Below are 23840 nucleotides of genomic sequence, written 5' to 3' on the forward strand. Positions count from 1 at the left end.
CCGCAATTCCTAGCCCCTCTCACACCACCGTGCGTGCCGTTCGGCACACGGCGGTTCAACTAACTTTTAACGCATGTCGTTCAAGATAATAATCTAGGCATGAAACCAGTCCACGTTTAGCGAGGACTGGTTTTGATATAGCTGAATTGACTTTTGTGCCACTAATTGATAGTGGTCACCCCAGCCAGATACCTTATCAGCTATCCATTTGGGAGTCCCTAGTTTAAGTAGTCCCCAAAGTCGCCTTGACTTCTTCTTCCATTGTTTCCAAATAATAACTCTAATTCGTGTCCTCAATCGTTTATCAATTTCTCCCATGACTGACTTCATGTTAGTCAATGCGAAGTAGTTTATCCATCCGCGAATAAGCCAGTTGAGTTTCTCAATACGGCTACCCAAGTCAGTGCTCCATTTGCGTGTTGTGAGCTTCCTAAGTTTCTTCTTGAACTTGGATAATCTCTTGATGTGGACGACTTTTCCACCCTTCAGCTGATTTCCAGAATCCGAATCCAAGGTACTTCAGTTGACTCGGTCTGGTAATCTTAGTCTTGGTCATATTGACTTTCAATCCCAGTCGCTTCTTAATGAATCGGCTAACTTAATACATGATACGTTTGGCAGATGCTTCGCTCCCAACTGTGATGACACAGTCATCTGCGTACCGGACGAAACGAAGCCCTCGATTTTCCAATTCCTTGTCCAGCTCATTGAGCGTGATATTGGACAGGAGGGGAGATAGATTCCCACCTTGTGGTGTTCCCACCAGCGTTTTATGGCGCTGTCCATTGATAACTACACCCGAATGAAGATACCTACGAATCAGAGACTCTGTATCTCCATCTTGGATAATGTTATGGACAAGAGACATCAATCTATCTTGGGGAACTGTGTCGAAGAATTTCTCAAGGTCAATGTCCACAATCCACTCATAGCCATCATTAAGGTATTCTAATAACTTGATGATGGCTTTTTTCGCATGACCGTTTCGGTCTAAACCCATAGCTCGTTTCGGAGAAATGAGGTTCACACAGAGGGCTGATAACTTGGACGATGGCCTATTGAATCATTCTGTCCATTACGGTTGGGATGCCAAGCTGGCGGACTCCTCCATTGGGCTTTGGGATTTCAACGCGTAGGACTGGTTGAGGTTTGTATTTTCTCTGTTTTATCAACTCTTTGGTTGGTCCCAATATTGGCGGAGATATTCATCCATTTGGTCAATGGTAATGCCATCAATTCCAGCTGAACCTTTGTTGGCTTTCACTTGATTGTAGGCTTCCACCATGTTGGAGCGAGATAGAATAGTATCTAGTAACTGTGACATGTGCGTATTCCTTTCTTGTTTCGGTGTCTGAGGGACATCTTATATTGGTGAACCTTCCTCTAGTCAATACATGACCGCATCCAGTTCTATCAGACCGCTAGTTTTACAGACACAAGTGAAGTAGGATTACTTCGGTTAATTGTTAAGCCCTTCGCTCCACTTCCATTACAGAAGCTTCGTGACTACTATGGCTTCGGCTGACTTCTCATGATTCGTTCAGACTTATAAAGCAAATCATCCTGAGGAGGTTGTTCCCTCTACCAAAACCATTTATCGCTATATCAAAGAGGGGCTGTTAGTTATAAAACCAATCGATTTACCTAAGATGGTCAGTATCAGGAAACGTTCTAAGCCAGTCATTAAGACGAATAAGAAAACTTTAGGTCAGTCTATCGAAGAACGTCCTGAGTGTATCAATGACCGTTCTGAATTTGGTCATTGGGAGATTGACTTGGTTCTTGGAAAGAAAACCAAAGGTGAAGCTGTTGTTTTGACTTTGGTAGAGCGCCAGACACGCTATGCACTAGGAGTTAAGCTAGAAGACAAACAGTCCCATACCATTAATTGTGCTGTCAAACAACTTACAAGTCAGTATCCTATTGCATCCATTACAGCTGATAATGGTTCTGAATTTAGTTTACTCTCAGACTTGGAAGCTGTTGATGTTTACTTTGCACATCCATATTCTTCACATGAGAGAGGTACAAATGAGAACTTCAATGGTCTCCTCAGAGAATATATCCCTAAAGGAAACTCTTTTAATTCACTAACCTCTGAAGAACTTGACAACTATATCACAGCCATCAATGAGCGCCCGAGACGACTTCTTCAATACCAATCTTCAAAATTCCTATTTGGGATAGCCCAAATAGCTTAACCTCTGGATCTCTAGTTATCAATCAACTTGTTGCACTTGACTTGACAACATGCGTTTGATTTTAAAAGACTATCAAGAGTAGATTTTAACCACAAGTAATGCAGATACTCGAATCGACTATAGAAATATTTCCAAGAGTTCATTTTTTATCAAAAAAAGATTGAAGATTTTGTCCATAATAAAAGACATTTTCTTCAATCCAGGTGAGAATCGCTGACGATTCTTTTTATTTTGATTTAATATAATTGATACCATCAGCTTTTGGCGCCACTGCTTTACCAAAGAAAGCTGCCAAGGCAATGACTGTAATTAGGTATGGAGCCATTTGCAAATAAACTGTTGGGACATTATGAAGTCCTGGAAGCTGACTACCAATGACTGCCAAACTCTGAGAAAGACCAAAGAATAGGCTGGCCAACATTGCCCCAAGGGGATTCCACTTACCAAAGATGACCGCAGCAAGGGAGATGAAACCAGAACCTACAATAGTGGTAGCCGAGAAGTTAATATTTACAGATTGTGCACTAACTGCTCCTCCGACTCCTCCAAGGAAACCAGCCAGCATAACACCAGCAAAACGCATCTTATAAACATTGATACCAAGTGTATCAGCAGCTTGTGGATGTTCACCCACTGAACGCAACCGAAGCCCAAAGCGAGTTTTGTAAAGAACAAACCAAGCAATAAAAGCTGTTAAAATGGCTACATAACCCATTAAACTTGTATTCTTGAAAAAGAGTTCTCCAAGAACTGGAATTCTTTCTAAGCCAGGGAATGAGAATTTTCCAAAGGATTGACGGATAGGATCTGTTTGTCCTTTCCCATAAATAACTTTGATCAAGAATACTGAGAATGCAGGTGCAAGTAAGTTAAGTACTGTACCAGATACAACATGATCTGCTCGGAAAATAATAGTTGCTGTCGCATGAATAAGTTGGAACAAAACACCTGTCAGTCCACCAACCAATACAGCCATCAGTGGTGTCATTCTACCAAACTGCTCTGCAAATTCGATATTGAAGACAACACCAGCAAAAGCACCAATAACCATTGTACCTTCTAGACCAACGTTAACAATACCAGCCCGCTCAGAGAAGACCCCTCCAAGACTAGTAAAAATCAAAGGTGCTGAGTAAATAAGCATTTGCGAAATTAATAAAGTTAATAAGTTTAAGCTCATATTACTTACCTCCTTTCGCAAAACGTTTTGATCTTAATACTTGTTCAAAAATAAATTTAACACCAATAAAGAAGATGATGGAGGCAGTTACAACGTTGACTAATTCAGGTGGAATTTGGGCACGAGCCATACCAGAAGAACCCACAGACAGCGATCCAAACAGGAAGGCTGCAAATGGAATACCCAGAGGTGAATTAGAAGCTAGGAGGGCAACGGATAAGCCGTTAAAACCAATATCCAGATTTGCAGACTGGATGTAGACATTTTGGAAAGTCCCCAAACCTTGTACTGCTCCACCAAGTCCAGCCAAAGCACCAGATATGACCATTGATAAAACAATGGTACGCTTTGTGCTCATACCTGCATAATCCGCCGCATTGGGATTAAGACCCGCTGCACGAATTTCAAACCCAAGTGTTGTTTTTGCAAATAAGAACCAGATGACTGCAACCGCAATAATGGCAAAGAAAATACCAATATTCATACGCGAGTTGTCTGTCAATGCACGCAACCACTCCGTCTGATAAGAAGCATTTGCTGAAACGTTGATACTTGAGTCCGTATTTTTCATCAGCTCAGGAGCAAAAACATCTCGAATGATATAGTTAGAAAAGTAGAGGAGAATATAGTTCATCATGATGGTAACGATGACTTCACTTGTTCCAAGAAAAGCTCGTAAGAATCCTGGAATAGCACCAGCAATCCCACCAGCCAACATAGCAACAAGGATGGTCGCTAAAATCAAGAGAGGTCTTGGCATATCAGGATTTGCAAGAGCAAACCAAGCAGCAAATACCCAGCCGACAAGTGCCTGACCAGATAGACCAATATTGAAAAATCCAGCACGACTAGCTACTGCGAAACCAAGTGCCGTAAAGACTAGGGGTGCAACCGCACGGAAAATTTCTCCAATATTTTTGATAGAACCAAAGGCAGTATAGAAGAGTTCTTCATATCCCCAAATTGGATCATAACCAAAGATGAGCATGATGATAGCCCCAAGCAGCAAGCCAGCTAAGACTGCCATCAAGGGAATCATGACACTTTCATATTTTTTTAGCATGTTGATTTCCTTTCTTACTTGAGGTGACCACCAGCCATGAGTTTCCCAAGTTCTTGCTTACTTGTCTCAGCTGGCAAAACGATTCCGTGGATAGATCCATCATGAATAACAGCAATACGGTCAGAAACATCCAGAATTTCATCCAATTCAAAGCTGACTACTAACACTGCTTTTCCTTTATCACGTTCTGCAATCAAACGTTTACGGATATATTCGATGGCCCCAACATCCAGTCCACGAGTCGGTTGACTAACAATTAATAAATCTGGATTTCGATCAATTTCACGAGCAATAACAGCTTTTTGCTGGTTACCTCCTGAAAGTGATTTACCAGGAATTAGCTCTCCCGCACCACGAACGTCAAACTCTTCCATCAATTGACGAGCTCTTTCATTAATCTTTGCATAGTTCAGGATACCATTTTTAGAAATAGGTTCCTTATAGTAAGTCTGCAAAGCAAAGTTTTCAGCAACTGTCATTTGCAAAATCATACCATCACGGTGGCGATCTTCAGGAACATGTCCGACACTGAGTTCAGTAATTTTACGTGGCGAATAATGAGATACATCTTCACCCTTAATGGTGATTTTACCAGATTTAACCTTTCGTAAACCAGTAATCGCTTGAATCAACTCACTTTGGCCATTGCCATCAATACCAGCAATACCGACAATCTCACCAGCACGAACTTCTAATGAGAGGTTCTTAACCGCTGGAATTCCACGGTTTTCATTAACGACAAGGTTTTCAATAGATAAGACGACTTCTTTTGGATTTGCTGCAATTTTTTCCGTCTTGAAAGAAACAGAGCGGCCAACCATCCACTCGGCCAAGTCATCATTGGTGGCACCTGCTACATCGACTGTCTCAATTGATTTACCGCGACGGATAACCGTTACACGATCTGCAACCGCACGAATTTCATCCAATTTATGGGTGATAAGAATGATTGATTTCCCTTCAGAAACCAGTACTTTCATAATTTTTAGAAGCTCAGTAATTTCATCAGGTGTCAATACAGCCGTTGGTTCATCAAAAATAAGAATATCTGCTCCACGATAAAGGGTCTTTAAAATTTCTGCCCGTTGTTGAGCGCCAACAGAAATATCTGCAACCTTAGCAGAAGGTTTTACATCTAAACCATACTTTTTAGATAGTTCGGTAATCTCTGCAGTGGCTTTTTTCAAATCAATAACACCAGCCGCATTGGTTGTTTCACTACCCAGAATGATATTTTCTGTAACAGTGAAGGCATCGACCAACATGAAGTGCTGGTGAACCATCCCAATTCCAAGTTGTGCTGCTTTGGATGGTGATTCAATAGTAACTGGTTGACCGTTAATATAAATCTCACCACTTGTAGGTTCCAAAAGACCAGCTAACATGTTCATAAGGGTCGATTTACCAGCACCGTTTTCTCCAAGCAAGGCATGAATTTCACCTTTTTTGACATTTAAATTGATCTGGTCATTTGCAACAAACTCCCCAAATCTCTTTGTTATGTCTCGCATTTCGATGACATAATCCATAGTCATAATCTATTCCTTTCAAAACTGTCATTTTTTGTCAGTAAAACCTATCAAGATTTGATAGGCTTTACTGAGAGAAAATCTCTCAGTTTTTCAGCAATTATTCTTGAATGCTGAATATGATTCTCTTTAGTTGAACCATTAAGGTTTTTCTGGAACTTCAACTTTACCGTCAAGAATAGCTTGTTTAGCATCTGCAACAGCTTTTGAAGCATCATCAGAAAGATTAGTTTCAGCCAATTCGACACCTTTATCCTTCAATGAGTAGCGAACGATTTCACCACCAGGGAAGTCTCCATCTGTAGCCTTAGCTGTGATGTCTTTAACCGCTGAACCAACTTCTTTCAAAGTTGAAGCCAATACGAAGTTTGATTCTTTACCATCTTTAGAAGTATATTTACCTTCTGCTGATTGGTCACGGTCAACACCAATTACCCAAACTTTATCTGCTTCATTCTTAGTTTCATTTTCAGCTTTAGCCGCTGCAAATACACCGTTACCAGTACCACCTGATGCGTGGAAGATTACATCAGCACCAGCTGCATATTGAGCTGCTGCAATAGTTTGACCTTTAGCTGCATCACCGAATGATCCTGCATATTGAATATCAATTTTGATTGATGGGTCAACAGATTTAACACCTGCTACGAAACCAGCTTCGAAACGGTCAATAACTTCACCTTTCATACCACCTACAAAACCAACTTGTTTAGTCTTAGTAGTTTTTGCAGCTGCAACACCTGCAAGATATGAAGCTTCATGGTCAGCAAAACCAACGCTGACTACATTCTTTTGATCAGGAACAACACTATCAATGATAACGTAGTGTGTATCAGGGTTGTTTGGAGCAACTTCAGCAATGGAAGATTCCAAAGCAAAACCGATACCAAATACAAGATTATAGCCACCAGCTACTGCTGAATCAAGGTTAGTAATGTAATCTGATTCTGATGCTGATTGGAAGTAATCAAAGCCATTTCCTTTTGAATGACCAGCTGCTTTACCCCATTCTTGAAGGCCTTCCCAAGCAGATTGGTTGAAAGAACGATCGTCAACACCACCGATGTCTGTTACGATTGCGGCTTTAATATCTGAAGCACCTTCAGCTGCTCCTGCATCTTTCTTAGCCGTGCGACTTCCACAAGCAGCAAGTGATAATGCAGCGATTGTGGCCAAACCTAGTCCAACAAGTTTCTTGTTCATTTCTGAACCTCCCTAAAAATATTCTTGCAACAAGTGTTGCGGTATGAAATAACCAGTCTGATGACTGCATTCACAAATTAATTTAAATCTGTGAAAGAATATGGAAGCAATTCCTTGACTGTCATCACGACTGTCGATTGATCTTTAGCAACTAATGTTACTGGTAAATCCTGCTCAAAAAATTCTGCCATAACTTGGCGACAAGCACCACACGGAGAAATTGGCTTATCCGTTTTTCCATAAACGACTAGTTCTTTAAAGTCTGTAACTCCTTCAGAAATAGCTTTGAAGATCGCTGTACGTTCAGCACAATTAGTCAATGGGTAGGCCGCATTCTCGATATTACAACCTGAGAAAACTTGACCGTCACCAGTGACTAATGCAGCTCCAACTGGGAAATGGGAATAGGGAACATAGGCAAATTGACTAGCCTTAATTGCTTGTTCAATTAATTTAGTATCCGCCATCCGCTTTTTGTCCTTCCATAATGGCAACGCCTGAGGAAGCTCCGATACGAGTTGCTCCTGCTTCTACGAATGCAAGGGCATCTTCAATTGAACGAGCACCTCCAGATGCTTTCACACCCATGTCTGGACCAACGGTTTGACGCATAAGTGCCACATCAGAAACAATGGCTCCACCTGTTGAAAAACCAGTAGATGTTTTGACAAAGTCAGCTCCAGCTCTTTGAGCCAATTGACAAGCGTGTACCTTTTCCTCATCCGTCAAAAGGCAGGTTTCGATAATAACTTTCACTAGTTTGTCGCCACTTGCTTTAACAACAGCATGAATGTCAGCTTCTACAAAGTCACTATCTCCAGCTTTCAAACGTCCGATATTAATGACCATATCAATCTCATCGGCACCGTTTTCGATGGCGTTTTTTGTTTCAAAGGCTTTTACAGCAGATGTATTGGCTCCAAGAGGGAATCCAATTACTGTACAAACTTTGACATCTGTTCCATGAAGTTCTCGTGCCGCTAGGGATACCCAGGTTGGATTGACACAAACGCTGGCAAAATCATACTTCTTGGCTTCTTCAATCAAGTTTAAAATTTGATCTTCTGTAGCATCTTGTTTCAAGAGAGTATGGTCAATATACTTATTTAATTTCATTTTTTACACTCCTTTTGTTATGAGATTATTTCTAAAATTTCTTTAGGCTCTACTGCACTATCGCCTATCATAATATGACTCTGAAACTCTGAGATCATATCATTTGTAATGGCTATATTACTGTAGATTGTCGCAATCTTTTCATCTTTTTCGACTGATTGTCCAACTTTTTTAGCAAACGCTATACCGGACTCATAATCTAAATCATCAGATTTAACAGCTCGGCCAGCTCCTAATTTCATAGCAAAAAGTCCAAATTCCAAAGCAGGTAGACCAGAAATATAGCCTGTCTTTTCAGCAAAAACATCAACTTCATAGGCCACCTTGACGGAGCGATGTAAATCTTCTACGTCACCACCCTGAGCAACAACCATTTCTTCAAATTTCTTGAGAGCTAATCCATTTTCTAAATGAGCTCGAACCTCTTCAATAGACTTTTCAACATTGGCTAAAGAGAGCATAATCTGTGCTAATTCACAGATAAAGAGACTGACGTCTCCGCTTCCTTTACCTTGTAAAATATCCAAAGCTTCTAAGATCTCTAAGCGATTACCGATGCTGGTTCCTACCGGTTGGGACATGTCTGTCAAAACAGCAACAGTCTTACGACCAACGGCTTTGCCCAAGTCCACCATGGTTTGAGCCAATTGTCGAGCATCCTCTATGTTTTTCATAAAGGCACCCTCGCCAACTGTCACATCAAGCAAGATAGCATCTGCTCCCGCAGCAATCTTCTTGGACATAACTGAACTAGCAATGAGGGGAATCGTGTCAACAGTAGCTGTCACATCGCGCAGAGCATAAAGAAGTTTGTCCGCCATAACTAATTTATCAGACTGACCAATAACCGATACACCAATATCCTGAACCTGCTGGATAAATTGCTCTTGCTCGATTTCGATTTGGTAACCCTTAATAGATTCTAGCTTGTCCAAGGTACCACCAGTATGGCCCAAACCACGACCACTCATCTTTGCTACTGGTACATCAAAGCTAGCCACTAATGGCGCTAAGATCAAGGTTACCTTGTCTCCCACACCGCCGGTTGAATGTTTGTCAACTTTAATACCAGAAATGGCAGACAAATCAATCTGTTCACCGGTTGCTACCATAGACATGGTTAAGTCAGAAATTTCTCTGGTTGTCATGCCCTTAAAATAGATAGCCATGGCGAAAGCAGACATTTGGTAATCCGGAACGGTCCCTGCAACGTAGCCCTTGATTAGCCATTCAATTTCAGTTTTGGTCAATTCGAGACCATCTCGTTTTTTTTGAATAAGGTCAACTGCTCTCATTCTTTCACGCTTTCAAGGATATAGTAACCCTTGTCCTTCTTGAGAATTTGACAATTTCCAAAGACTGCTTCCATCTTCGCTTTAGCACTTGGTGCCCCTTGTTTTTTCTGAATCACAATGGTCAAGCTCCCTTGATCCTCCAAATGATGAAAGGCTCCTTGAATTATTTCATGTACTACCGTTTTTCCCGCCCGAATCGGAGGATTAGAAATGATATAATCGAATTTCCCATCCACATTTTCGTAGATATTAGATTGGTAAATGCGAGCTTGAACTTGATTTTTCTCTGCATTTTTCTTTGCCAAATCAATCGCTCGACTGTTAATATCAATCAGGGTTGAGTCTACTCCAAAAACTTTTCCTAATGTCAAACCAAGAGGGCCATATCCACAGCCCACATCTAAGAGTGTTTTCCCTGATTCTAAGTCCAGAGTGTTCAATAAAACTTGACTACCATAATCAACCATCTTTTTACTAAAGACACCGGCATCTGTCAGGAAAGTCATGGACATCCCCAACAAGTTGACTTTGACTTCATGAATGTCATGACTTGCAGTGGGATTTTTCTCATAGTACATATTTGTCATATTCTTATTATACCATTATGAAAAAACGTTTTCAATAGTTTTAATTATGCGTTTCAATCTCACTTAAGTGAATGAATATGAAAACAAGTTCCCCATCTCATATCTTATACTTACGGAAATTAACCTCATTAGACTATTCTTTTCCTACTCAAATAAGAAAAAACATGCTAGAATATAGCTATGAAACATGAATTTATAAATTTTGAAAAAATTAACCGACAAACCTGGCAAAAATTACATCGGGATACCACTGTTCCTTTGACTCAAGAGGAACTTAATTCTATCAAGAGTTTGAACGATAAGATTAATCTAAAGGAGGTATTGGATATCTATCTTCCTTTAATTAATCTGATTTCTATCTATAAAAAAGCTAGTGACGACTTATCTTTTTTTAAGAGTATTTTTCTTCAGAAAAAGATTCGATCAAGGCCATTTATCATCGGCATTTCAGGGAGTGTCGCCGTTGGCAAATCAACAACTAGTCGCTTATTACAAACACTTCTTTCTCGTCGCTTCAAATGGTCGACAGTGGAAATGGTAACAACAGATGGTTTTCTTTATCCCAACAAAATATTGGAAGAAAAGAAAATTTTAGACCGCAAAGGATTTCCAGAATCCTATGATATGGAATTGCTACTAAACTTCCTCGACTCCATCAAAAACAGTGAAGAATTTGAAATTCCAGTATATTCGCATGAAATCTATGATATCATCTCTAATAAAAAAGTTATCATTCAGCCAACCGACTTTCTCATTGTCGAGGGTATCAATGTTTTTCAAAACCCGCAGAACCAGCGCCTCTATGTCAGTGATTATTTTGATTTATCTATCTATGTGGATGCTGATGTAGCAAACATTGAAACTTGGTATTTGGAAAGATTTCAAACCTTACTCAAGCTGGCTGAAAAAGATCCAAACAACTATTACCACCGTTTTACAAAAATGCCCTTCAACGAGGTATTAGCAATGGCTCAAGATACTTGGAAGAATATTAACTTAGCTAATCTCGAAAAATACATCGAACCAACTCGAAGTCGTGCTGACATTATTTTACACAAGAGTCAAAATCATGAAATCGATGAAATTTACTTAAAAAAATAGATTTCTCTTGTCAAACATACTATTTTCAGATATAATGGTATGGTTAGTATAGAAAGGGTGGAGGTGAAACCATTGGCAAATATTAAATCAGCTATCAAGCGTGCTGAATTGAACGTTAAACAAAACGAGAAAAATTCAGCTCAAAAATCAGCTATGCGTACAGCAATCAAAGCTTTCGAAGCTAATCCTACTGAAGAACTTTACCGTGCTGCAAGCTCAGCTATCGATAAAGCAGAAACAAAAGGTTTGATTCATAAAAATAAAGCAAGCCGCGACAAAGCTCGTCTTTCAGCTAAACTTGCTTAATGAAAATATGCTAAGTAAAACGACCTATCTGGTCGTTTTTACTTTCTCTGAAAGATATGGGGAACATCATGAAAATCTTGGTTATCGGCTATTCTGGCAGTGGAAAATCAACCTTAACGCAATACTTATCCGACTACTATAAGATTCCAAAACTTCATTTAGACCAAATCTTTTTTGAACCAAATTGGCAACCAAGACCTGAGAAAGAGTTTGTAAAAACATTGGAGGACTTTCTCCTATCGAATCAGGAATGGATCATGGATGGAGTCTATAGTCGCTATTTATTTGAAAAAAGGTTGGAATTGGCAGATCAGATTATCTTTCTCAACTTCCCCAGATGGGCTTCTTTTGGGAGGATTCTCAAACGATATCTACGTTTTCGAGGAAAAATCAGACCTTCTGCTCCTGAAGGCTGTCATGAAAAACTGGACTGGGCCTTTATCAAATTTACTCTCTTTACTTCTCGCCAGCCCAAAAGACAAAAAATGTTCAAAGAAATCTGCCAAAAATACCAAGACAAAACTATTCTCTTAAAATCTCAAAAAGAGATTAATGTTTACCTTCACCACATAGAGATTTATCAGCAAGAAAAGATTTATAACGAGACTGTCTAGCTTCCAAGAGTAGGATTCAAAAGGGTTGATAAATCAGATTTTTAAATGAAATGACTATTGCTCAATAGATTCTATACAAAACTAAATAAAAAAAGCCAACAAGATTGAGTTCTGAATAACAGAAAACTGAACTTGCTGGTTTTTTTCTTTATGAAATCTAATTTTTACTTATACTCAACGAAAATTAAAAATAGATGCAGTAAAGTGACGCAGACAGACCAAGTAATCGGCAAGGTGTTTTAACTCATCTATTTTTGATTTTCAAAAAGTATTAACTCATTTATTATTTATTTTTAATGGGTAAGCGAACCTCAAAGACCGTTCCTTTAGGGTGATTATTCTTAACAACTATACTTCCCTTTATGCTATCTAAAATCTGTTTTGCTAAGGAAAGTCCTAACCCAAAACCACCTTTTTGACGCGTTCTAGCTTTATCAACACGATAAAAACGATCAAATATTTTTTTCTTGTCTTCGCTACTAATTCCCAGACCATCGTCCGCAACAGTAAAAATAAGATGTCGATCACGAATATCCAAATTCATCTGAATTTTTCCTTCTTGATCTGTGTACTTGATTGCATTGTCAAAGAGAATGGTCATGACTTGTTTGAGCAATATTTTATCAGTGTAGATGGTTTGTTGGATGTTACTCTTTGCAATTAAACTGCGATTATTTTCTTCTGCAATGATGGTAAAGTTTTCAAGAATAGAATCAAAAAAGCAAGGCTCAGTAGCAACATTTTCAACTTTAATCCCATCATCTCGTCTAGCAAGATCCATAAGATTTGAGGTAAGCATTCGCATATTTCTTACCTCTTCCAAAGATGAGGCGATATTTTCACTAGACTCCATAATAGTTGCTTCAGGTTTGCGGAAAAGACTTTCTAAGCGATTTTGCAAGACCGCCAAAGGGGTTCGTAATTCATGACTAGCATTCTCAACAAAATCTTTTTGCTTTTGATAACTAATTAAGAGTGGTCGTGAACTAATTTGAGCCAAATAGAGACTAGCTAAGATGGAAATCAACCAGAAACTAATCATGACAAGAATAACAGTAGATTCATATTGAGATAAGGAATCTCGAATTTGAGTCGTATTGAAGAGAATACTTGCATATTGAATATCCACATTGGCATTTTTCACACTAACTTCGTCGGAGATATCTACTGTCATCATCCGATAACTTTCATCCTGTCCAAAAGCTGTTGTAACAGTTTTATCTAGAATTTGCTCCAATTTATCCGTCTTAAGTGGGATACTAGCAATACCAGAGAGACGGTCCAAACTATTAACAATGTTTCCTTTGCTATCATAAAGAATAACGTGGTAGTTGGTGTTCAGCCGTAGCTTTGAGGGTTTGAAGGTTTGATTAGATGACTGATTGCTATCAGATGAAGTATTTGGTGAACTTGGCTCCAAAACAATTTCGGCATCTGAAGCAATCCCTCTCGCCATGGCAAAACTGACAATTAGACTTGGTTCATGCAAGAAACCTTCAAAATTTTCATCTGAAGCCCGATACATGGTTGACCGCATTAATTGGAAAATAATCATAGTCATAAGACCAAATATCAAAGTAAACACAGCGAAATAGCGGATAAAAAAAGAGAAATTATCCGATTTATAAATTCGATTAATATTACTGATCATTTTTTAGGATATAGCCGACACTACGAATCGTTTGAAGATTGTCAGCAAATGCTCTTCCTTTCAATTTTTTACGAATTTTTGAAACATATACTTCCACAACTGATATAGTTGTATCACTATCAAAGCCCCAAATTCTATCAAAAATCTGGGTTTTAGGAAGGATGACATTTTGGTTTTGCAAGAAATAGACCAGTAAATCGAACTCTTTTCCAAACAATTCCAATTCCTGTCCAGCATCTGTAACAAGATTGGTAGATAGATTAACAGTCAGTTCGCCATAGGAGAGAAAGTTCTCATTAAATTTACCAGAACGTTTCAACAAAGCTTGGATTCGCATTTTTAATTCTTCTAAGTAAAATGGTTTTGTTAAATAATCATCTGCTCCTAATTCAAAACCATGCCCTTTATCATGTAAACTTTCCTTGGCAGTCATGATGAGAACAGGTGTGGTGATTCCCTTTTCTCTCAATTCCTTCAAAACTTGGAAACCATCTTTTTCAGGCAACATGAGATCAAGCAGAATTAAATCATAAACTCCAGATTCAGCTTCATAGAGTCCTTCATCTCCATCAAAGACTTGCATCACATCCGCAAAATCATCCAAAAAGTCAAAAACTGAATTGGATAGACTAACATCATCTTCAACCAATAAAATTTTTATCATACTCCACCTCTTTATGTTATTATACCACGAAATATACACAGAATTTAATAAAAATATCTTAACACCCTTAGCTTAAGGCAAACTAAAAAATGGCCTTACGACCATTTTATTAGAGTTCTGTAATTTTTCCTGTGTTGAGGTAAACTACCCACTCACAGATATTTTTAGCATAATCACCGATACGTTCCAAGTATGAGATGACTTGGAAATAATCACGGGCTGTCACGATTGAATCAGGTTGTTTCTTAACCTCTTCCGTGGTCAATTCACGAATTTGATCAAAAAATTGGTTGATTAATTCATCTTTAGCTGCAATATCATAGGCCTGATCGCTATTTCCTTCATGCAGGTAAAGGTCCAGAACATCTTCAACCAGATGACGAACTTGACGCCCCATTTTATTGATTTCAGCTTCAACTGCTGGAATGCGTACTTCACCTTTCATACGAATAGTTGCCTCGGCGATGGATACGGCATGATCCCCCATGCGCTCCAAATCACTGGTTGCTTTTAAAACAGTGATCACTTGGCGTAAGTCTGATGAAACTGGCTGCTGCAAAGCGATGATTTCGAGTGATTTCTCTTCCAATTTTAATTCAAATTCATTGATTTTAGTATCTGCTTCGATGATTTCTTTGGCCAATTCACGATCGTGAGTGATGAATGCACGGACAGTCTTATTGATTTGTCCAAGAACCTCATTTCCCATTGCGTAAAACTGGTTATGCAATTTATCTAATTCTTCCTCAAATTGAGAGCGTAACATAATATCCTCTTTTCTTTTTTGAAAAAGCCTGAGCCTATCCAAATTTACCTGTAATATAATCTTCTGTCTCTTTATGAACTGGATTCATAAACATTTCCTTAGTATAATTGTATTCAATCAAATCTCCATCAAGGAAGAAACCAGTTCTGTCAGAAATACGAGATGCTTGCTGCATCGAGCGTGTAACGACTACCATAGTATATTGATCCTTGAGATTATAGAGTGTGTCCTCAATTTTACCAGCAGAAATAGGATCCAAGGCTGATGTTGGTTCATCCAAAAGGATGATTTTTGGCTTAGTTGCAAGTACGCGCGCCACACAGACACGCTGCTGCTGACCACCTGACAGTCCAAGAGCTGAATCATGCAATCGATCTTTGACTTCGTCCCAAATGGAAGCTCCAATTAAGGATGATTCCACAGCTTCATCCAAAATTTGCTTGTCCTTGATTCCGTTAATACGAAGTCCATAGACGACATTTTCATAGATGGACATCGGAAATGGGTTAGGCTGTTGAAAAACCATACCGATTTCCTTACGCAAATCAACTGTATCTGTCCGTGGACTATAGATATTATGACCGTTATAAGTGATAGCACCTGTCAGGGTTACTTCAGGGTTCAAGTCTCCCATTCGGTTAATCGAACGCAAGAGAGTTGATTTACCAGAACCAGAAGGTCCAATCAAGGCTGTAATTTCTTTTGGATAGAGATCAAGCGACACATTTTTGAGTGCTTTTTTCTTGTTGTAATAAACAGATAGATCTTTTACTTCTACAATAGGTTGTGTCATGTTCTTCCTTTCTATCCAAATCTTCCAGATACGTAATCACTAGTAGACTGGCATTTTGCATTTTGGAAAACTTCCGATGTTTTATCGTACTCAATCAAGTCACCCAAGTAGAAAAAGCCGGTATAATCACTAGTACGAGCTGCTTGTTGCATATTGTGTGTCACAATGATAATGGTGTAGTTTTTCTTGAGTTCAAACATGGTTTCTTCCAGTTGCATCGTCGCAATTGGATCCAAGGCCGAAGCTGGCTCATCCATGAGTAAGATATCTGGTTTGACAGAGATGGCACGGGCAATACAAAGACGTTGCTGCTGACCACCTGAGAGAGTAAAAGCAGATTTATGAAGATCGTCTTTCACTTGATCCCAGAGAGCTGCTTGTTTCAATGAGGTCTCAACAATCTCATCTAGCACTTTTTTATCTTTTACACCCGCACGCTCGTAAGCAAAGGAAATATTGTTATAAATCGATTTGGCGAAAGGATTGGGACGTTGGAAAACCATGCCAATATGCTTTCGCATTTCATAAACGTTGATTTCAGGTGCATTGACATCAATTCCCTCGTAAAGAATTTCTCCTGTTACTTTTGCGATATCAATGGTATCATTCATTCGGTTCAAGCTACGTAAAAAAGTTGATTTTCCGCAACCTGATGGACCAATGAGGGCTGTAATTTTGTTCTTTTCGAACTGCATATCAATCCCATTGATAGCCTCTTTTTGACTATAGTAAACGTGTAGGTCTTTGGTTTCAAGGGCTACAACTTCTTTTGGGAAAGTGATGATATGGCGTTCATTCCAGTTATAATCAGCCATGTGTTCTCCTATATTATTCAGTTACAATTTCTTTGTTTAAAAAAACTGGCAGTCTGCTTATTGAGCAGATGTCAATTTCTTATGCAGTACTTTACCGATACGACGAGCTGCAAGGTTGAAAATTAAGATAAAGATCAGAAGTACAGCTGCACTACCTGCAGAAACTAGGGTTCCATCAGGGATTGTCCCCTCTGAGTTGACCTTCCAGATGTGAACAGCCAAGGTTTCAGACTGACGGAAGATGGAGATTGGACTAGTAACACTGAGTGGATTCCAGTTGGACCAATCGAGTGCTGGTGCAGACTGTCCTGCTGTATAGATAAGAGCAGCCGCTTCACCAAAGATACGACCTGAAGCAAGCACGATACCCGTAACAATACCAGGAAGAGCTTCTGGAATAACGACGTGAAGAACCGTTTCCCAACGTGAAATTCCCAGTGCTAAACCTGCCTCACGTTGCGTATGATGGACGTGTTTCAAACTGTCTTCCACATTTCGAGTCATCTGTGGTAAGTTGAAAACGGTCAAAGCCAATGCACCAGAAAGAATAGAGAAACCATATTCGAACTGTACAACGAAAATCAAATAACCAAAGAGACCGACGACAACCGATGGCAATGATGACAGAATCTCAATACAGGTACGGATGAAGTTTGTCACACGACCCTTCTTAGCGTATTCGGCCAAATAGATTCCAGCACCAGTCGACAAAGGGATGGAAATAATCAGTGTCACAACCAATAGGAAAAAGGAATTATAGAGTTGAATTCCGATACCACCACCCGCTTTGTAGGATGAGGATTTCCCAGTCAGGAAGTCCCAAGAAATATGTGGCAAACCGCGTAACAGGATATAGAGGATTAAAGAAGCCAGGATGGTAACGATAACCCCTGCAATCGAATAAAGGATACCGGTTGCTAGCTTATCAAATTTTTTAGCGTGCATAGTTTCTCTTTCTCTCTCTCGTAATGAATTTCACCAACATATTGAATCCTAAACTCATAATCAATAAGACTAGGGCCAATGACCAGAGAACGTTATTTTGAACTGTTCCCATAACCGTATTACCAATACCCATGGTCAAAACCGATGTCAAGGTTGCGGCAGGTGTTGTCAATGAATTCGGAATAACTGCTGAGTTACCAACGACCATTTGAATCGCCAAGGCCTCACCAAAGGCACGAGCCATACCGAAGATTACTGCGGTAAAAATACCTGGTTTAGCAGCGTTGAGCACTACTCGCCAAATGGTCTGCCAGCGAGTCGCTCCCATAGCCAATGATGCTTCACGGTAATGACGCGGCACAGCTTTCAAACTATCTACTGTCATGAAGGTTACAGTCGGTAAAATCATGACAAAGAGAACCGCAACACCAGATAAGATCCCAAATCCAGTTCCACCAAAAATTGAGCGTACCAGAGGCACAATCACTTGGAGACCGATAAATCCATACACAACGGACGGAATCCCTGTCAAAAGCTCGATAACAGGCTGCAAAATCTTGGCACCATAACGCGGTGAAACTTCTGTCATGAATACTGCTGCTCCGATAGCCACCGGAGTGGCAATCAAGGCAGATAAAATCGTTACAATGAAAGACCCGGCAATCATTGGAAGAGCTCCAAATGACTTAGAAGACGGTTCCCATTTTGAATTGAACAAAAAATCTTTGATACTAATCCCATCTACAAAGAAAGTAGAGAGGCCACGTTGGGCAACGAAAATCAATATCATGGCAACAATAAAGACGATTAAAGCTAGGCAAAGAAAGGTTAAAACTCTACCAAATTTCTCCAACTTAGAGTTTTTAGAAGGAGATAATAATTTTTTAGCTAGTTCTTCTTTTTTCATAATTACTCCTCTATCGGTGTGACAACACCTTCTGGACTCTTAACCACTTTCATATCATGAATCGAGATGTAACCCATGGTCACAACGATTCCTTTTTGAACTTCATCTGAATACATATAGTCCAAAAATTCTTTGGTTAAATCAGTCGGTTCACCCTTTGTATACATATGTTCATAAGCCCAAATTGGCCAAGCATTGGTAGCCACATTTTCTGGGCTTGCTTCAAAACCATTCAGTTTCATGGTTTTGATGGAATCATCTACGTAAGCAAAAGCAAGGTATGAAATAGCACCAGGTGTCTGCGCAACGATAGACTTTACCATACCGTTCGAGTCCTGTTCTGGGCTTTGTGCAGCCTTCTCGCCTTTCATAATGATGCCATCAAAGGTAGCGCGCGATCCTGAACTAGCAGCCCGGTTGATCAGAGAAATCTCTATATCTTTTCCTCCGACCTCTTTCCAGTTTTTGATTTCGCCAGTAAAAATTTTCCGAAGTTCATCTGTTGTCAGATTATCAACATCGACTTTCTTATTGACAATGACAGCCATCCCCGCAACGGCAACTTGATGATCAACCAGCAGTGAGGCATCAATCCCCTCTTTCTCCTCGGCAAAAACATCACTATTTCCGATTTGGACAGCACCAGATTGCACTTGCGACAGACCAGTACCTGAACCACCACCTTGAACATTGATTGTTTTACCGATATTGGTCGAACCAAATTCATCAGCTGCAGCCTCAACTAGAGGTTGAAGAGCCGTTGAGCCAACTGCAGTAATGGACTCCCCACGGATAATCCAAGAGGAACAAGCGGATAAGGTGAGACCTGCTGTTAAAAGCAGAGCAGCTAATCCAAGCTTATGCTTTTTCTTCATAATTATATTCCTTTTCAATTTATGAATGGTAATTTCTAGTGAAAATCTTCCTACAATTCTATGATTTTCTCCAAAACCACCTCTTTCAAATATAACATATATAAAATCATCTTGCAAACTATTTCTTCTATAGAAATCAGTGAAAACGAAGCCCTTTTGGGAAGTTATTTTTCAAGGTTCCAGACACTACTTTTGCAAAACCTAAACCATTTCCTTTTATGGCAACTTGATACCAACCCTTGGGCAATTCTTTTGAAACTGAAAGGGTATTTCCAGTAGCATAGTCCACAAAATCTTTCTCAGAAATGTCGATTCTTCTAAGGACTTCTTTACTGGTTAAAGTTAGGCCAAGGGCATAACTTGGTTCAAATCGTTTCTTTTTAAAAACTCCCAGATGAAGACCATTGCGAGCAATCCTTACTTTAGACAGGTCAGGCAAACCATCAGATAGCAGATAAAGTTGGTCGCCGAAAACTTGGAGCAAGCCAGTAAAGTTAACCTTTAGGTTTTCTTTTGCAAAAGCCTGCCAGAGTTGAGATTGTTCTTTCGTGAGATTAGATCTTCCACTTTTTACTCTCTTACTTATAGGATCACCATTGAATCGAAACTTGGCAACAAACTGACCTTCTCCTTTAAAACGATGTGGATACATCCGAGCTGTTTGAGGATAGGTCAGTCCTTCTACCATGCCATTGATTTTCTCAATGGATACAAGTTCTACATCATAGTTTTCCAAAAGCCATGAAACAATTTCTTCATTTTCTTCTGGGGACCACGTACAAGTAGAATAAACTAAGTAACCACCTGCTGCTAACATATGCATAGCAGACTCAAGAATCTCTCTTTGCAAGGTAGCACATTTTGTAGGATAGTCACTATCCCAGTAGTCCATGGCAGAAGGATCTTTGCGAAACATTCCTTCTCCGGAACAAGGTGCATCCAAGACAATCATGTCAAAATAGGCTGGAAAGACTTGTGCTAAGCGATTAGCCGTTTCATTAGTAACCAATACATTCCTTGCTCCAAAACGCTCAATATTCTCAACTAAAATCTTCGATCGCTTGCTAGAAATTTCATTTGAGACCAAAATCCCGGTATTTTCAAGATAAGATAGCAAATGAGTTGATTTGCCACCAGGTGCAGCAGCTAAATCTAAGACTTTCATTCCTTTTTGTGGCTTAGCAACTTGTCCGACAAGCTGGGCAGCGGGTTCCTGCGAATAGACCAGTCCAGTCACATGTTCAGGCGATTTTCCAGAAACTTTTCCATAATAGGACCAGTCCATATTTGGAATCTTATCTGGAAATATTTGTTGGGATTCTTTAAGAGGATTGACTCGAAAAGCAGAAACAGCTTCTTCATTAAAAGTCTCAAAAAATGCCGGTGCCTCCGCAGCCAGCAATTTGGTGTATTTTTCAATAAAATCACTCGATAAGTGTGTCATCGTAATAAACTTCTGATTTCCTTTTCTTTCATTTTGGGTAGTAAAATCACCATTTCACGACCTTGGAAGGATACTTCTTTTCCTTCCGTTGTCATCAATTGGTAACCCAGAGATGGACCGAGAATACAAGCAGCTGCATAATCCCATGGAAACAAATAGGATGCATGAGCAAGCAACTGTCCTTTAAGGACTCTAGCAAACCCAATTCCCGCACTGCCAAAGGAGCGAGTTCCTAGGGTATGGTTAGCTAAATTAGCTAAACCATCAACATTTTTAGCATAGAGTCCCGTATTAAGCCCGATTAGTCCTTGCTCCAGTTCTTTATCTTTGAAAGCAGGCAATACTTCATCATTTAGACAGACAGGAAAATCAACTCCGCCATGAATCATCTCATCTTTGATGACATCATAAATGATGGCAAACTGACCCAATCCCTCTTCATAATATGCTATTAAAATCGCAAAATCTTCCTGCTGTACAATAAAATTTGTCGTTCCATCAATGGGATCAATAATCCAAACGTTTCCGTCTGTCATAGAAACATCTGATGTTCCCTCCTCACCCAAAATCTTATCTTGAGGATAGACTTCCACTATCTTTTGGCTAAGATCTGCTTCTACCTGTTGATCCAAGTGGGTAACCAAGTCAGTAAAGTGGGACTTGATTTGAATCTTAAGATTGTCATGAAGATGTTGCCTTAAGAACTCCCCAGCCTCAGCCACAATTTTCTTTGCAAAAGTATACTTAGCTTCCAAGTCGAACAACTCCCTTCTGTTTCTCCTGGGCAGCTTTTACCGCTTGATAAGTTGAGTAACCGGAAGCGGATTGAAAATCTCGATCGATTTGTCGTTCCTCACCTTTACTCCTGATAACTTTTTTAAATTTTGCATAGCGGTCCAATAACATACTGGCCTCCACTCCACCTTCATATGCTTTTTCCACCAGATTTAAAAAAGAAAGCACAGAGGAAATCTCCTCAGTGCTCCACGTAAAATCAAGTGGATATGAATAATTTTCTTTCATATCTAATCTATCCTATCTCTGCTCTCAAGGTTGCATTCTTCAGCTCTTGTTTGCGATAATTTCGTGGCAAAAAAGCACGAATTTCATCTTCGTTGAAACCAATTTGCATCCGTTTCTTATCCAAAATAATAGGGCGACGAAGTAAACTTGGATAGGTCTCAATAAGATCGATTAGCTGAGAAATGGACAATTCATCTACATCAACATTTAATTTTTGAAAAATCTTTGAACGTGTCGAAATCAGATCATCTGTTCCGTTTTCTGTCAGGGCTAAAATATTTTTCAACTCGTCAGCTGTCAAAGGACTTGTCATAATATTATGTTCTGTAAAAGGTACTTGATGATTGGACAACCAAGCACGGGCTTTTCGACAGCTAGTACAGCTCGGTGATAAAAATAATGTAATCATAAGCTCACCTTTCTACAATTTTCTCTCCTATATTATACACCAGTCTAAAGATGTTTACAAGGGAAAATCGAAGGTCAGCGCCGATAATTTTTACTTGTTTTTTTCAGTTGACCCAACCAAACTCTGTCGAACATCAGAGATAAAGTATAGAGAGCCAGTTACGAGATACAAATTCCTGCTATCTTGGTCTACCGTTTCCAGCCAATCTTGCCAAGAGTGAACTCGGTTATAGCGACCTGGATAGTCTTTCAACTCCAAGGCTGTTGGGTAATCAAAGCTCGTTACTGTCAAACCAGCAAAAGAATTTAGCATTTCCAACATGGCATCAATCGGTTTACCTGAAATGGCTGCAAAAAGAATCTGAATCTTTTTATCTGCATACTTACTTTTCAGCAAATCCACCAAAACCTGGATACTTTCCTTATTATGAGCTCCGTCAATCATAAGATTTGGTCTGATAAACTCTGTCCGCCCCAACCAGCGACTATTTGAAAGTGCTGAAAGTATGATACTATCGGTAAGGTTTGGAAAATCTTTTTTTAAGAAGAGACTTGTCATGATAGCAAGGCTAGCATTGTCCTTCTGGTGTTGTCCTGGCATGGCAAGTGAAACCGACTTTAGTACTTTCTGTTCAAGATAAAAATTAAAATCATCTCCTACATTTTTATAAAAGAAATCACGACCCAATAAATAGCTTTTGCCAGATAGTTGACGAACCTTTTCCTCAAAAACATGTGAAACATCTCCACGATTGCTGGCATAAATAAGAGGTGTTCTCTTTTTTAGGACCCCTGCTTTATTTTCTGCTATGGCCGCATGAGTATCTCCCAAATAAGCTTGATGATCTAGACCAATAGAGGTGCAGATAACTGCCAAAGGTTGAAAAACATTGGTAGAATCATATAATCCACCCATACCCGCTTCGACAAATGCAATATCAACCGGATGAATCTCTCCAAAATAGAGGAACATGAGTACCGTTATAATTTCAAACTCGGTTGCTGCTTCCCAAGGAGTCTCCAGCGGTAAACGCTCAACAATTGGCTTAATCAGATTGACCATAGTTGTCAGGTCTTCCTTTGAAATCATCTGACCGTTTAGACTGATACGCTCCCGGAAATCCATGATAAAAGGGGAGGTAAAAGTACCAACCTCATAGCCAGCCGCTGTGAATATATTTTGTAAATAATTGACCGTTGATCCCTTGCCATTGGTCCCAACGATGTGGACACCTTTTACCTTATCTTGGGGATTGCCTAATTCTTGTAAGAGCCACTTGACCCGTTCTATTCCCGGTTTGATGCCAAATTTCAACTTACTATGAATCCACTCTAAACTTTCCTGATAGTCCAT

The 23840-nt window shown here is 39.5% G+C and carries 24 protein-coding genes and 2 pseudogenes; 4 read left to right on the forward strand and 22 right to left on the reverse strand.

The window, feature by feature from the left end; all coding sequences use genetic code 11:
- Nucleotides 1–55: 55 nt before the first annotated feature.
- Nucleotides 56–1324: pseudogene (gene ltrA / locus BN1356_RS12645) on the reverse strand (group II intron reverse transcriptase/maturase).
- Nucleotides 1325–1535: 211 nt separating this feature from the next.
- Here ltrA and BN1356_RS08635 point away from each other — a divergent pair.
- Nucleotides 1536–2201, forward strand: a pseudogene (locus BN1356_RS08635) (IS30 family transposase); the annotation flags it as partial.
- A 226-nt stretch (nucleotides 2202–2427) separates the two neighbouring features.
- Here the strand turns inward: BN1356_RS08635 and BN1356_RS08640 are convergent.
- From BN1356_RS08640 to BN1356_RS08675, 8 genes are all read right to left on the reverse strand, one after another.
- Entirely contained in the window at nucleotides 2428–3381 is a 954-nt protein-coding gene (locus BN1356_RS08640; RefSeq protein ID WP_093650998.1) for an ABC transporter permease, read from the reverse strand.
- Between the two features lies 1 nt (nucleotide 3382).
- Nucleotides 3383–4444, reverse strand: coding sequence for an ABC transporter permease (locus BN1356_RS08645; RefSeq protein ID WP_093650999.1), 1062 nt, complete (start codon nucleotides 4442–4444; stop codon nucleotides 3383–3385).
- A gap of 14 nt (nucleotides 4445–4458) precedes the next feature.
- On the reverse strand, nucleotides 4459–5979 hold the full coding sequence (locus BN1356_RS08650; protein ID WP_093651000.1) for an ABC transporter ATP-binding protein: 1521 nt from the start codon (nucleotides 5977–5979) through the stop codon (nucleotides 4459–4461).
- A 135-nt stretch (nucleotides 5980–6114) separates the two neighbouring features.
- The gene (locus tag BN1356_RS08655; RefSeq protein WP_093651001.1) at nucleotides 6115–7176 is read right to left on the reverse strand and encodes a BMP family lipoprotein; all 1062 of its coding nucleotides are present in this window, start codon (nucleotides 7174–7176) and stop codon (nucleotides 6115–6117) included.
- 77 nt (nucleotides 7177–7253) lie between these two features.
- Nucleotides 7254–7643 (reverse strand): cytidine deaminase, encoded by a 390-nt coding sequence (locus tag BN1356_RS08660; protein WP_176694263.1) that lies wholly within the window; start codon nucleotides 7641–7643, stop codon nucleotides 7254–7256.
- Nucleotides 7630–8292, reverse strand: a complete 663-nt coding sequence (gene deoC, locus BN1356_RS08665; RefSeq protein ID WP_093651003.1) for a deoxyribose-phosphate aldolase — start codon at nucleotides 8290–8292, stop codon at nucleotides 7630–7632. Before deoC ends, BN1356_RS08660 begins: the two co-directional genes overlap by 14 nt.
- Nucleotides 8293–8309: 17 nt before the next feature.
- Nucleotides 8310–9587: a pyrimidine-nucleoside phosphorylase gene (locus BN1356_RS08670; protein WP_093651004.1), complete on the reverse strand. Its 1278-nt coding sequence runs from the start codon at nucleotides 9585–9587 to the stop codon at nucleotides 8310–8312.
- Nucleotides 9584–10174: a class I SAM-dependent methyltransferase gene (locus BN1356_RS08675; protein WP_093651005.1), complete on the reverse strand. Its 591-nt coding sequence runs from the start codon at nucleotides 10172–10174 to the stop codon at nucleotides 9584–9586. Before BN1356_RS08675 ends, BN1356_RS08670 begins: the two co-directional genes overlap by 4 nt.
- Nucleotides 10175–10354: 180 nt before the next feature.
- On the opposite strand from BN1356_RS08675, the gene coaA reads away from it, so the two are divergent.
- From coaA to BN1356_RS08690, 3 genes are all read left to right on the forward strand, one after another.
- The gene (gene coaA / locus BN1356_RS08680) at nucleotides 10355–11275 is read left to right on the forward strand and encodes a type I pantothenate kinase (RefSeq protein ID WP_093651006.1); all 921 of its coding nucleotides are present in this window, start codon (nucleotides 10355–10357) and stop codon (nucleotides 11273–11275) included.
- A gap of 57 nt (nucleotides 11276–11332) precedes the next feature.
- The gene (rpsT, locus tag BN1356_RS08685) at nucleotides 11333–11581 is read left to right on the forward strand and encodes a 30S ribosomal protein S20 (RefSeq protein ID WP_176694269.1); all 249 of its coding nucleotides are present in this window, start codon (nucleotides 11333–11335) and stop codon (nucleotides 11579–11581) included.
- A gap of 68 nt (nucleotides 11582–11649) precedes the next feature.
- Nucleotides 11650–12195, forward strand: coding sequence for a P-loop NTPase family protein (locus BN1356_RS08690; RefSeq protein ID WP_093651008.1), 546 nt, complete (start codon nucleotides 11650–11652; stop codon nucleotides 12193–12195).
- 283 nt (nucleotides 12196–12478) lie between these two features.
- Here the strand turns inward: BN1356_RS08690 and BN1356_RS08695 are convergent, their stop codons facing one another.
- From BN1356_RS08695 to BN1356_RS08755, 13 genes are all read right to left on the reverse strand, one after another.
- Nucleotides 12479–13846: a sensor histidine kinase gene (locus tag BN1356_RS08695; RefSeq protein WP_093651009.1), complete on the reverse strand. Its 1368-nt coding sequence runs from the start codon at nucleotides 13844–13846 to the stop codon at nucleotides 12479–12481.
- Nucleotides 13836–14510, reverse strand: coding sequence for a response regulator transcription factor (locus BN1356_RS08700; protein ID WP_093651010.1), 675 nt, complete (start codon nucleotides 14508–14510; stop codon nucleotides 13836–13838). The genes BN1356_RS08695 and BN1356_RS08700 overlap by 11 nt, the downstream gene beginning before the upstream one ends.
- A gap of 109 nt (nucleotides 14511–14619) precedes the next feature.
- Nucleotides 14620–15276 carry a phosphate signaling complex protein PhoU gene (gene phoU, locus BN1356_RS08705; protein WP_093651011.1) on the reverse strand — a complete coding sequence of 219 codons (657 nt, stop codon included), beginning with the start codon at nucleotides 15274–15276 and terminating at the stop codon, nucleotides 14620–14622.
- Nucleotides 15277–15310: 34 nt separating this feature from the next.
- A complete protein-coding gene (gene pstB / locus BN1356_RS08710) occupies nucleotides 15311–16069 on the reverse strand; it encodes a phosphate ABC transporter ATP-binding protein PstB (RefSeq protein ID WP_093651012.1) in 759 nt (252 codons plus the stop codon).
- Nucleotides 16070–16080: 11 nt separating this feature from the next.
- Complete coding sequence (gene pstB, locus BN1356_RS08715) at nucleotides 16081–16884, reverse strand: phosphate ABC transporter ATP-binding protein PstB (protein WP_093651013.1); 804 nt, start codon at nucleotides 16882–16884, stop codon at nucleotides 16081–16083.
- 57 nt (nucleotides 16885–16941) lie between these two features.
- Nucleotides 16942–17829 (reverse strand): phosphate ABC transporter permease PstA, encoded by an 888-nt coding sequence (gene pstA / locus BN1356_RS08720; protein ID WP_093651014.1) that lies wholly within the window; start codon nucleotides 17827–17829, stop codon nucleotides 16942–16944.
- On the reverse strand, nucleotides 17819–18736 hold the full coding sequence (pstC, locus tag BN1356_RS08725; RefSeq protein WP_093651015.1) for a phosphate ABC transporter permease subunit PstC: 918 nt from the start codon (nucleotides 18734–18736) through the stop codon (nucleotides 17819–17821). The genes pstA and pstC overlap by 11 nt, the downstream gene beginning before the upstream one ends.
- A gap of 2 nt (nucleotides 18737–18738) precedes the next feature.
- Nucleotides 18739–19611 carry a phosphate ABC transporter substrate-binding protein PstS family protein gene (locus BN1356_RS08730; protein ID WP_093651016.1) on the reverse strand — a complete coding sequence of 291 codons (873 nt, stop codon included), beginning with the start codon at nucleotides 19609–19611 and terminating at the stop codon, nucleotides 18739–18741.
- Nucleotides 19612–19747: 136 nt separating this feature from the next.
- Nucleotides 19748–21055 carry an RsmF rRNA methyltransferase first C-terminal domain-containing protein gene (locus tag BN1356_RS08735; RefSeq protein WP_093651017.1) on the reverse strand — a complete coding sequence of 436 codons (1308 nt, stop codon included), beginning with the start codon at nucleotides 21053–21055 and terminating at the stop codon, nucleotides 19748–19750.
- Entirely contained in the window at nucleotides 21052–21810 is a 759-nt protein-coding gene (locus BN1356_RS08740) for an inositol monophosphatase family protein (protein WP_093651392.1), read from the reverse strand. Before BN1356_RS08740 ends, BN1356_RS08735 begins: the two co-directional genes overlap by 4 nt.
- A complete protein-coding gene (locus tag BN1356_RS08745; protein WP_093651018.1) occupies nucleotides 21800–22078 on the reverse strand; it encodes a UPF0223 family protein in 279 nt (92 codons plus the stop codon). The genes BN1356_RS08740 and BN1356_RS08745 overlap by 11 nt, the downstream gene beginning before the upstream one ends.
- A 7-nt stretch (nucleotides 22079–22085) precedes the next feature.
- Nucleotides 22086–22487, reverse strand: coding sequence for a Spx/MgsR family RNA polymerase-binding regulatory protein (locus BN1356_RS08750; protein WP_093651019.1), 402 nt, complete (start codon nucleotides 22485–22487; stop codon nucleotides 22086–22088).
- A 90-nt stretch (nucleotides 22488–22577) separates the two neighbouring features.
- Complete coding sequence (locus BN1356_RS08755) at nucleotides 22578–23840, reverse strand: bifunctional folylpolyglutamate synthase/dihydrofolate synthase (protein WP_093651393.1); 1263 nt, start codon at nucleotides 23838–23840, stop codon at nucleotides 22578–22580.

Origin of the sequence: Streptococcus varani, from assembly GCF_001375655.1 — a bacterium.
GTDB classification, from domain to species: domain Bacteria; phylum Bacillota; class Bacilli; order Lactobacillales; family Streptococcaceae; genus Streptococcus; species Streptococcus varani.

Bases quoted from the DNA above. Each gene is read 5' to 3' on its own strand.
- BN1356_RS08640 (WP_093650998.1), bottom strand. From the start codon at position 3,381: ATGAGCTTAAACTTATTAACTTTATTAATTTCGCAAATGCTTATTTAC.
- BN1356_RS08645 (WP_093650999.1), bottom strand. From the start codon at position 4,444: ATGCTAAAAAAATATGAAAGTGTCATGATTCCCTTGATGGCAGTCTTA.
- BN1356_RS08650 (WP_093651000.1), bottom strand. From the start codon at position 5,979: ATGACTATGGATTATGTCATCGAAATGCGAGACATAACAAAGAGATTT.
- BN1356_RS08655 (WP_093651001.1), bottom strand. From the start codon at position 7,176: ATGAACAAGAAACTTGTTGGACTAGGTTTGGCCACAATCGCTGCATTA.
- BN1356_RS08660 (WP_176694263.1), bottom strand. From the start codon at position 7,643: ATGGCGGATACTAAATTAATTGAACAAGCAATTAAGGCTAGTCAATTT.
- deoC (WP_093651003.1), bottom strand. From the start codon at position 8,292: ATGAAATTAAATAAGTATATTGACCATACTCTCTTGAAACAAGATGCT.
- BN1356_RS08670 (WP_093651004.1), bottom strand. From the start codon at position 9,587: ATGAGAGCAGTTGACCTTATTCAAAAAAAACGAGATGGTCTCGAATTG.
- BN1356_RS08675 (WP_093651005.1), bottom strand. From the start codon at position 10,174: ATGACAAATATGTACTATGAGAAAAATCCCACTGCAAGTCATGACATT.
- coaA (WP_093651006.1), top strand. From the start codon at position 10,355: ATGAAACATGAATTTATAAATTTTGAAAAAATTAACCGACAAACCTGG.
- BN1356_RS08690 (WP_093651008.1), top strand. From the start codon at position 11,650: ATGAAAATCTTGGTTATCGGCTATTCTGGCAGTGGAAAATCAACCTTA.
- BN1356_RS08695 (WP_093651009.1), bottom strand. From the start codon at position 13,846: ATGATCAGTAATATTAATCGAATTTATAAATCGGATAATTTCTCTTTT.
- BN1356_RS08700 (WP_093651010.1), bottom strand. From the start codon at position 14,510: ATGATAAAAATTTTATTGGTTGAAGATGATGTTAGTCTATCCAATTCA.
- phoU (WP_093651011.1), bottom strand. From the start codon at position 15,276: ATGTTACGCTCTCAATTTGAGGAAGAATTAGATAAATTGCATAACCAG.
- pstB (WP_093651012.1), bottom strand. From the start codon at position 16,069: ATGACACAACCTATTGTAGAAGTAAAAGATCTATCTGTTTATTACAAC.
- pstB (WP_093651013.1), bottom strand. From the start codon at position 16,884: ATGGCTGATTATAACTGGAATGAACGCCATATCATCACTTTCCCAAAA.
- pstA (WP_093651014.1), bottom strand. From the start codon at position 17,829: ATGCACGCTAAAAAATTTGATAAGCTAGCAACCGGTATCCTTTATTCG.
- pstC (WP_093651015.1), bottom strand. From the start codon at position 18,736: ATGAAAAAAGAAGAACTAGCTAAAAAATTATTATCTCCTTCTAAAAAC.
- BN1356_RS08730 (WP_093651016.1), bottom strand. From the start codon at position 19,611: ATGAAGAAAAAGCATAAGCTTGGATTAGCTGCTCTGCTTTTAACAGCA.
- BN1356_RS08735 (WP_093651017.1), bottom strand. From the start codon at position 21,055: ATGACACACTTATCGAGTGATTTTATTGAAAAATACACCAAATTGCTG.
- BN1356_RS08745 (WP_093651018.1), bottom strand. From the start codon at position 22,078: ATGAAAGAAAATTATTCATATCCACTTGATTTTACGTGGAGCACTGAG.
- BN1356_RS08750 (WP_093651019.1), bottom strand. From the start codon at position 22,487: ATGATTACATTATTTTTATCACCGAGCTGTACTAGCTGTCGAAAAGCC.
- BN1356_RS08755 (WP_093651393.1), bottom strand. From the start codon at position 23,840: ATGGACTATCAGGAAAGTTTAGAGTGGATTCATAGTAAGTTGAAATTT.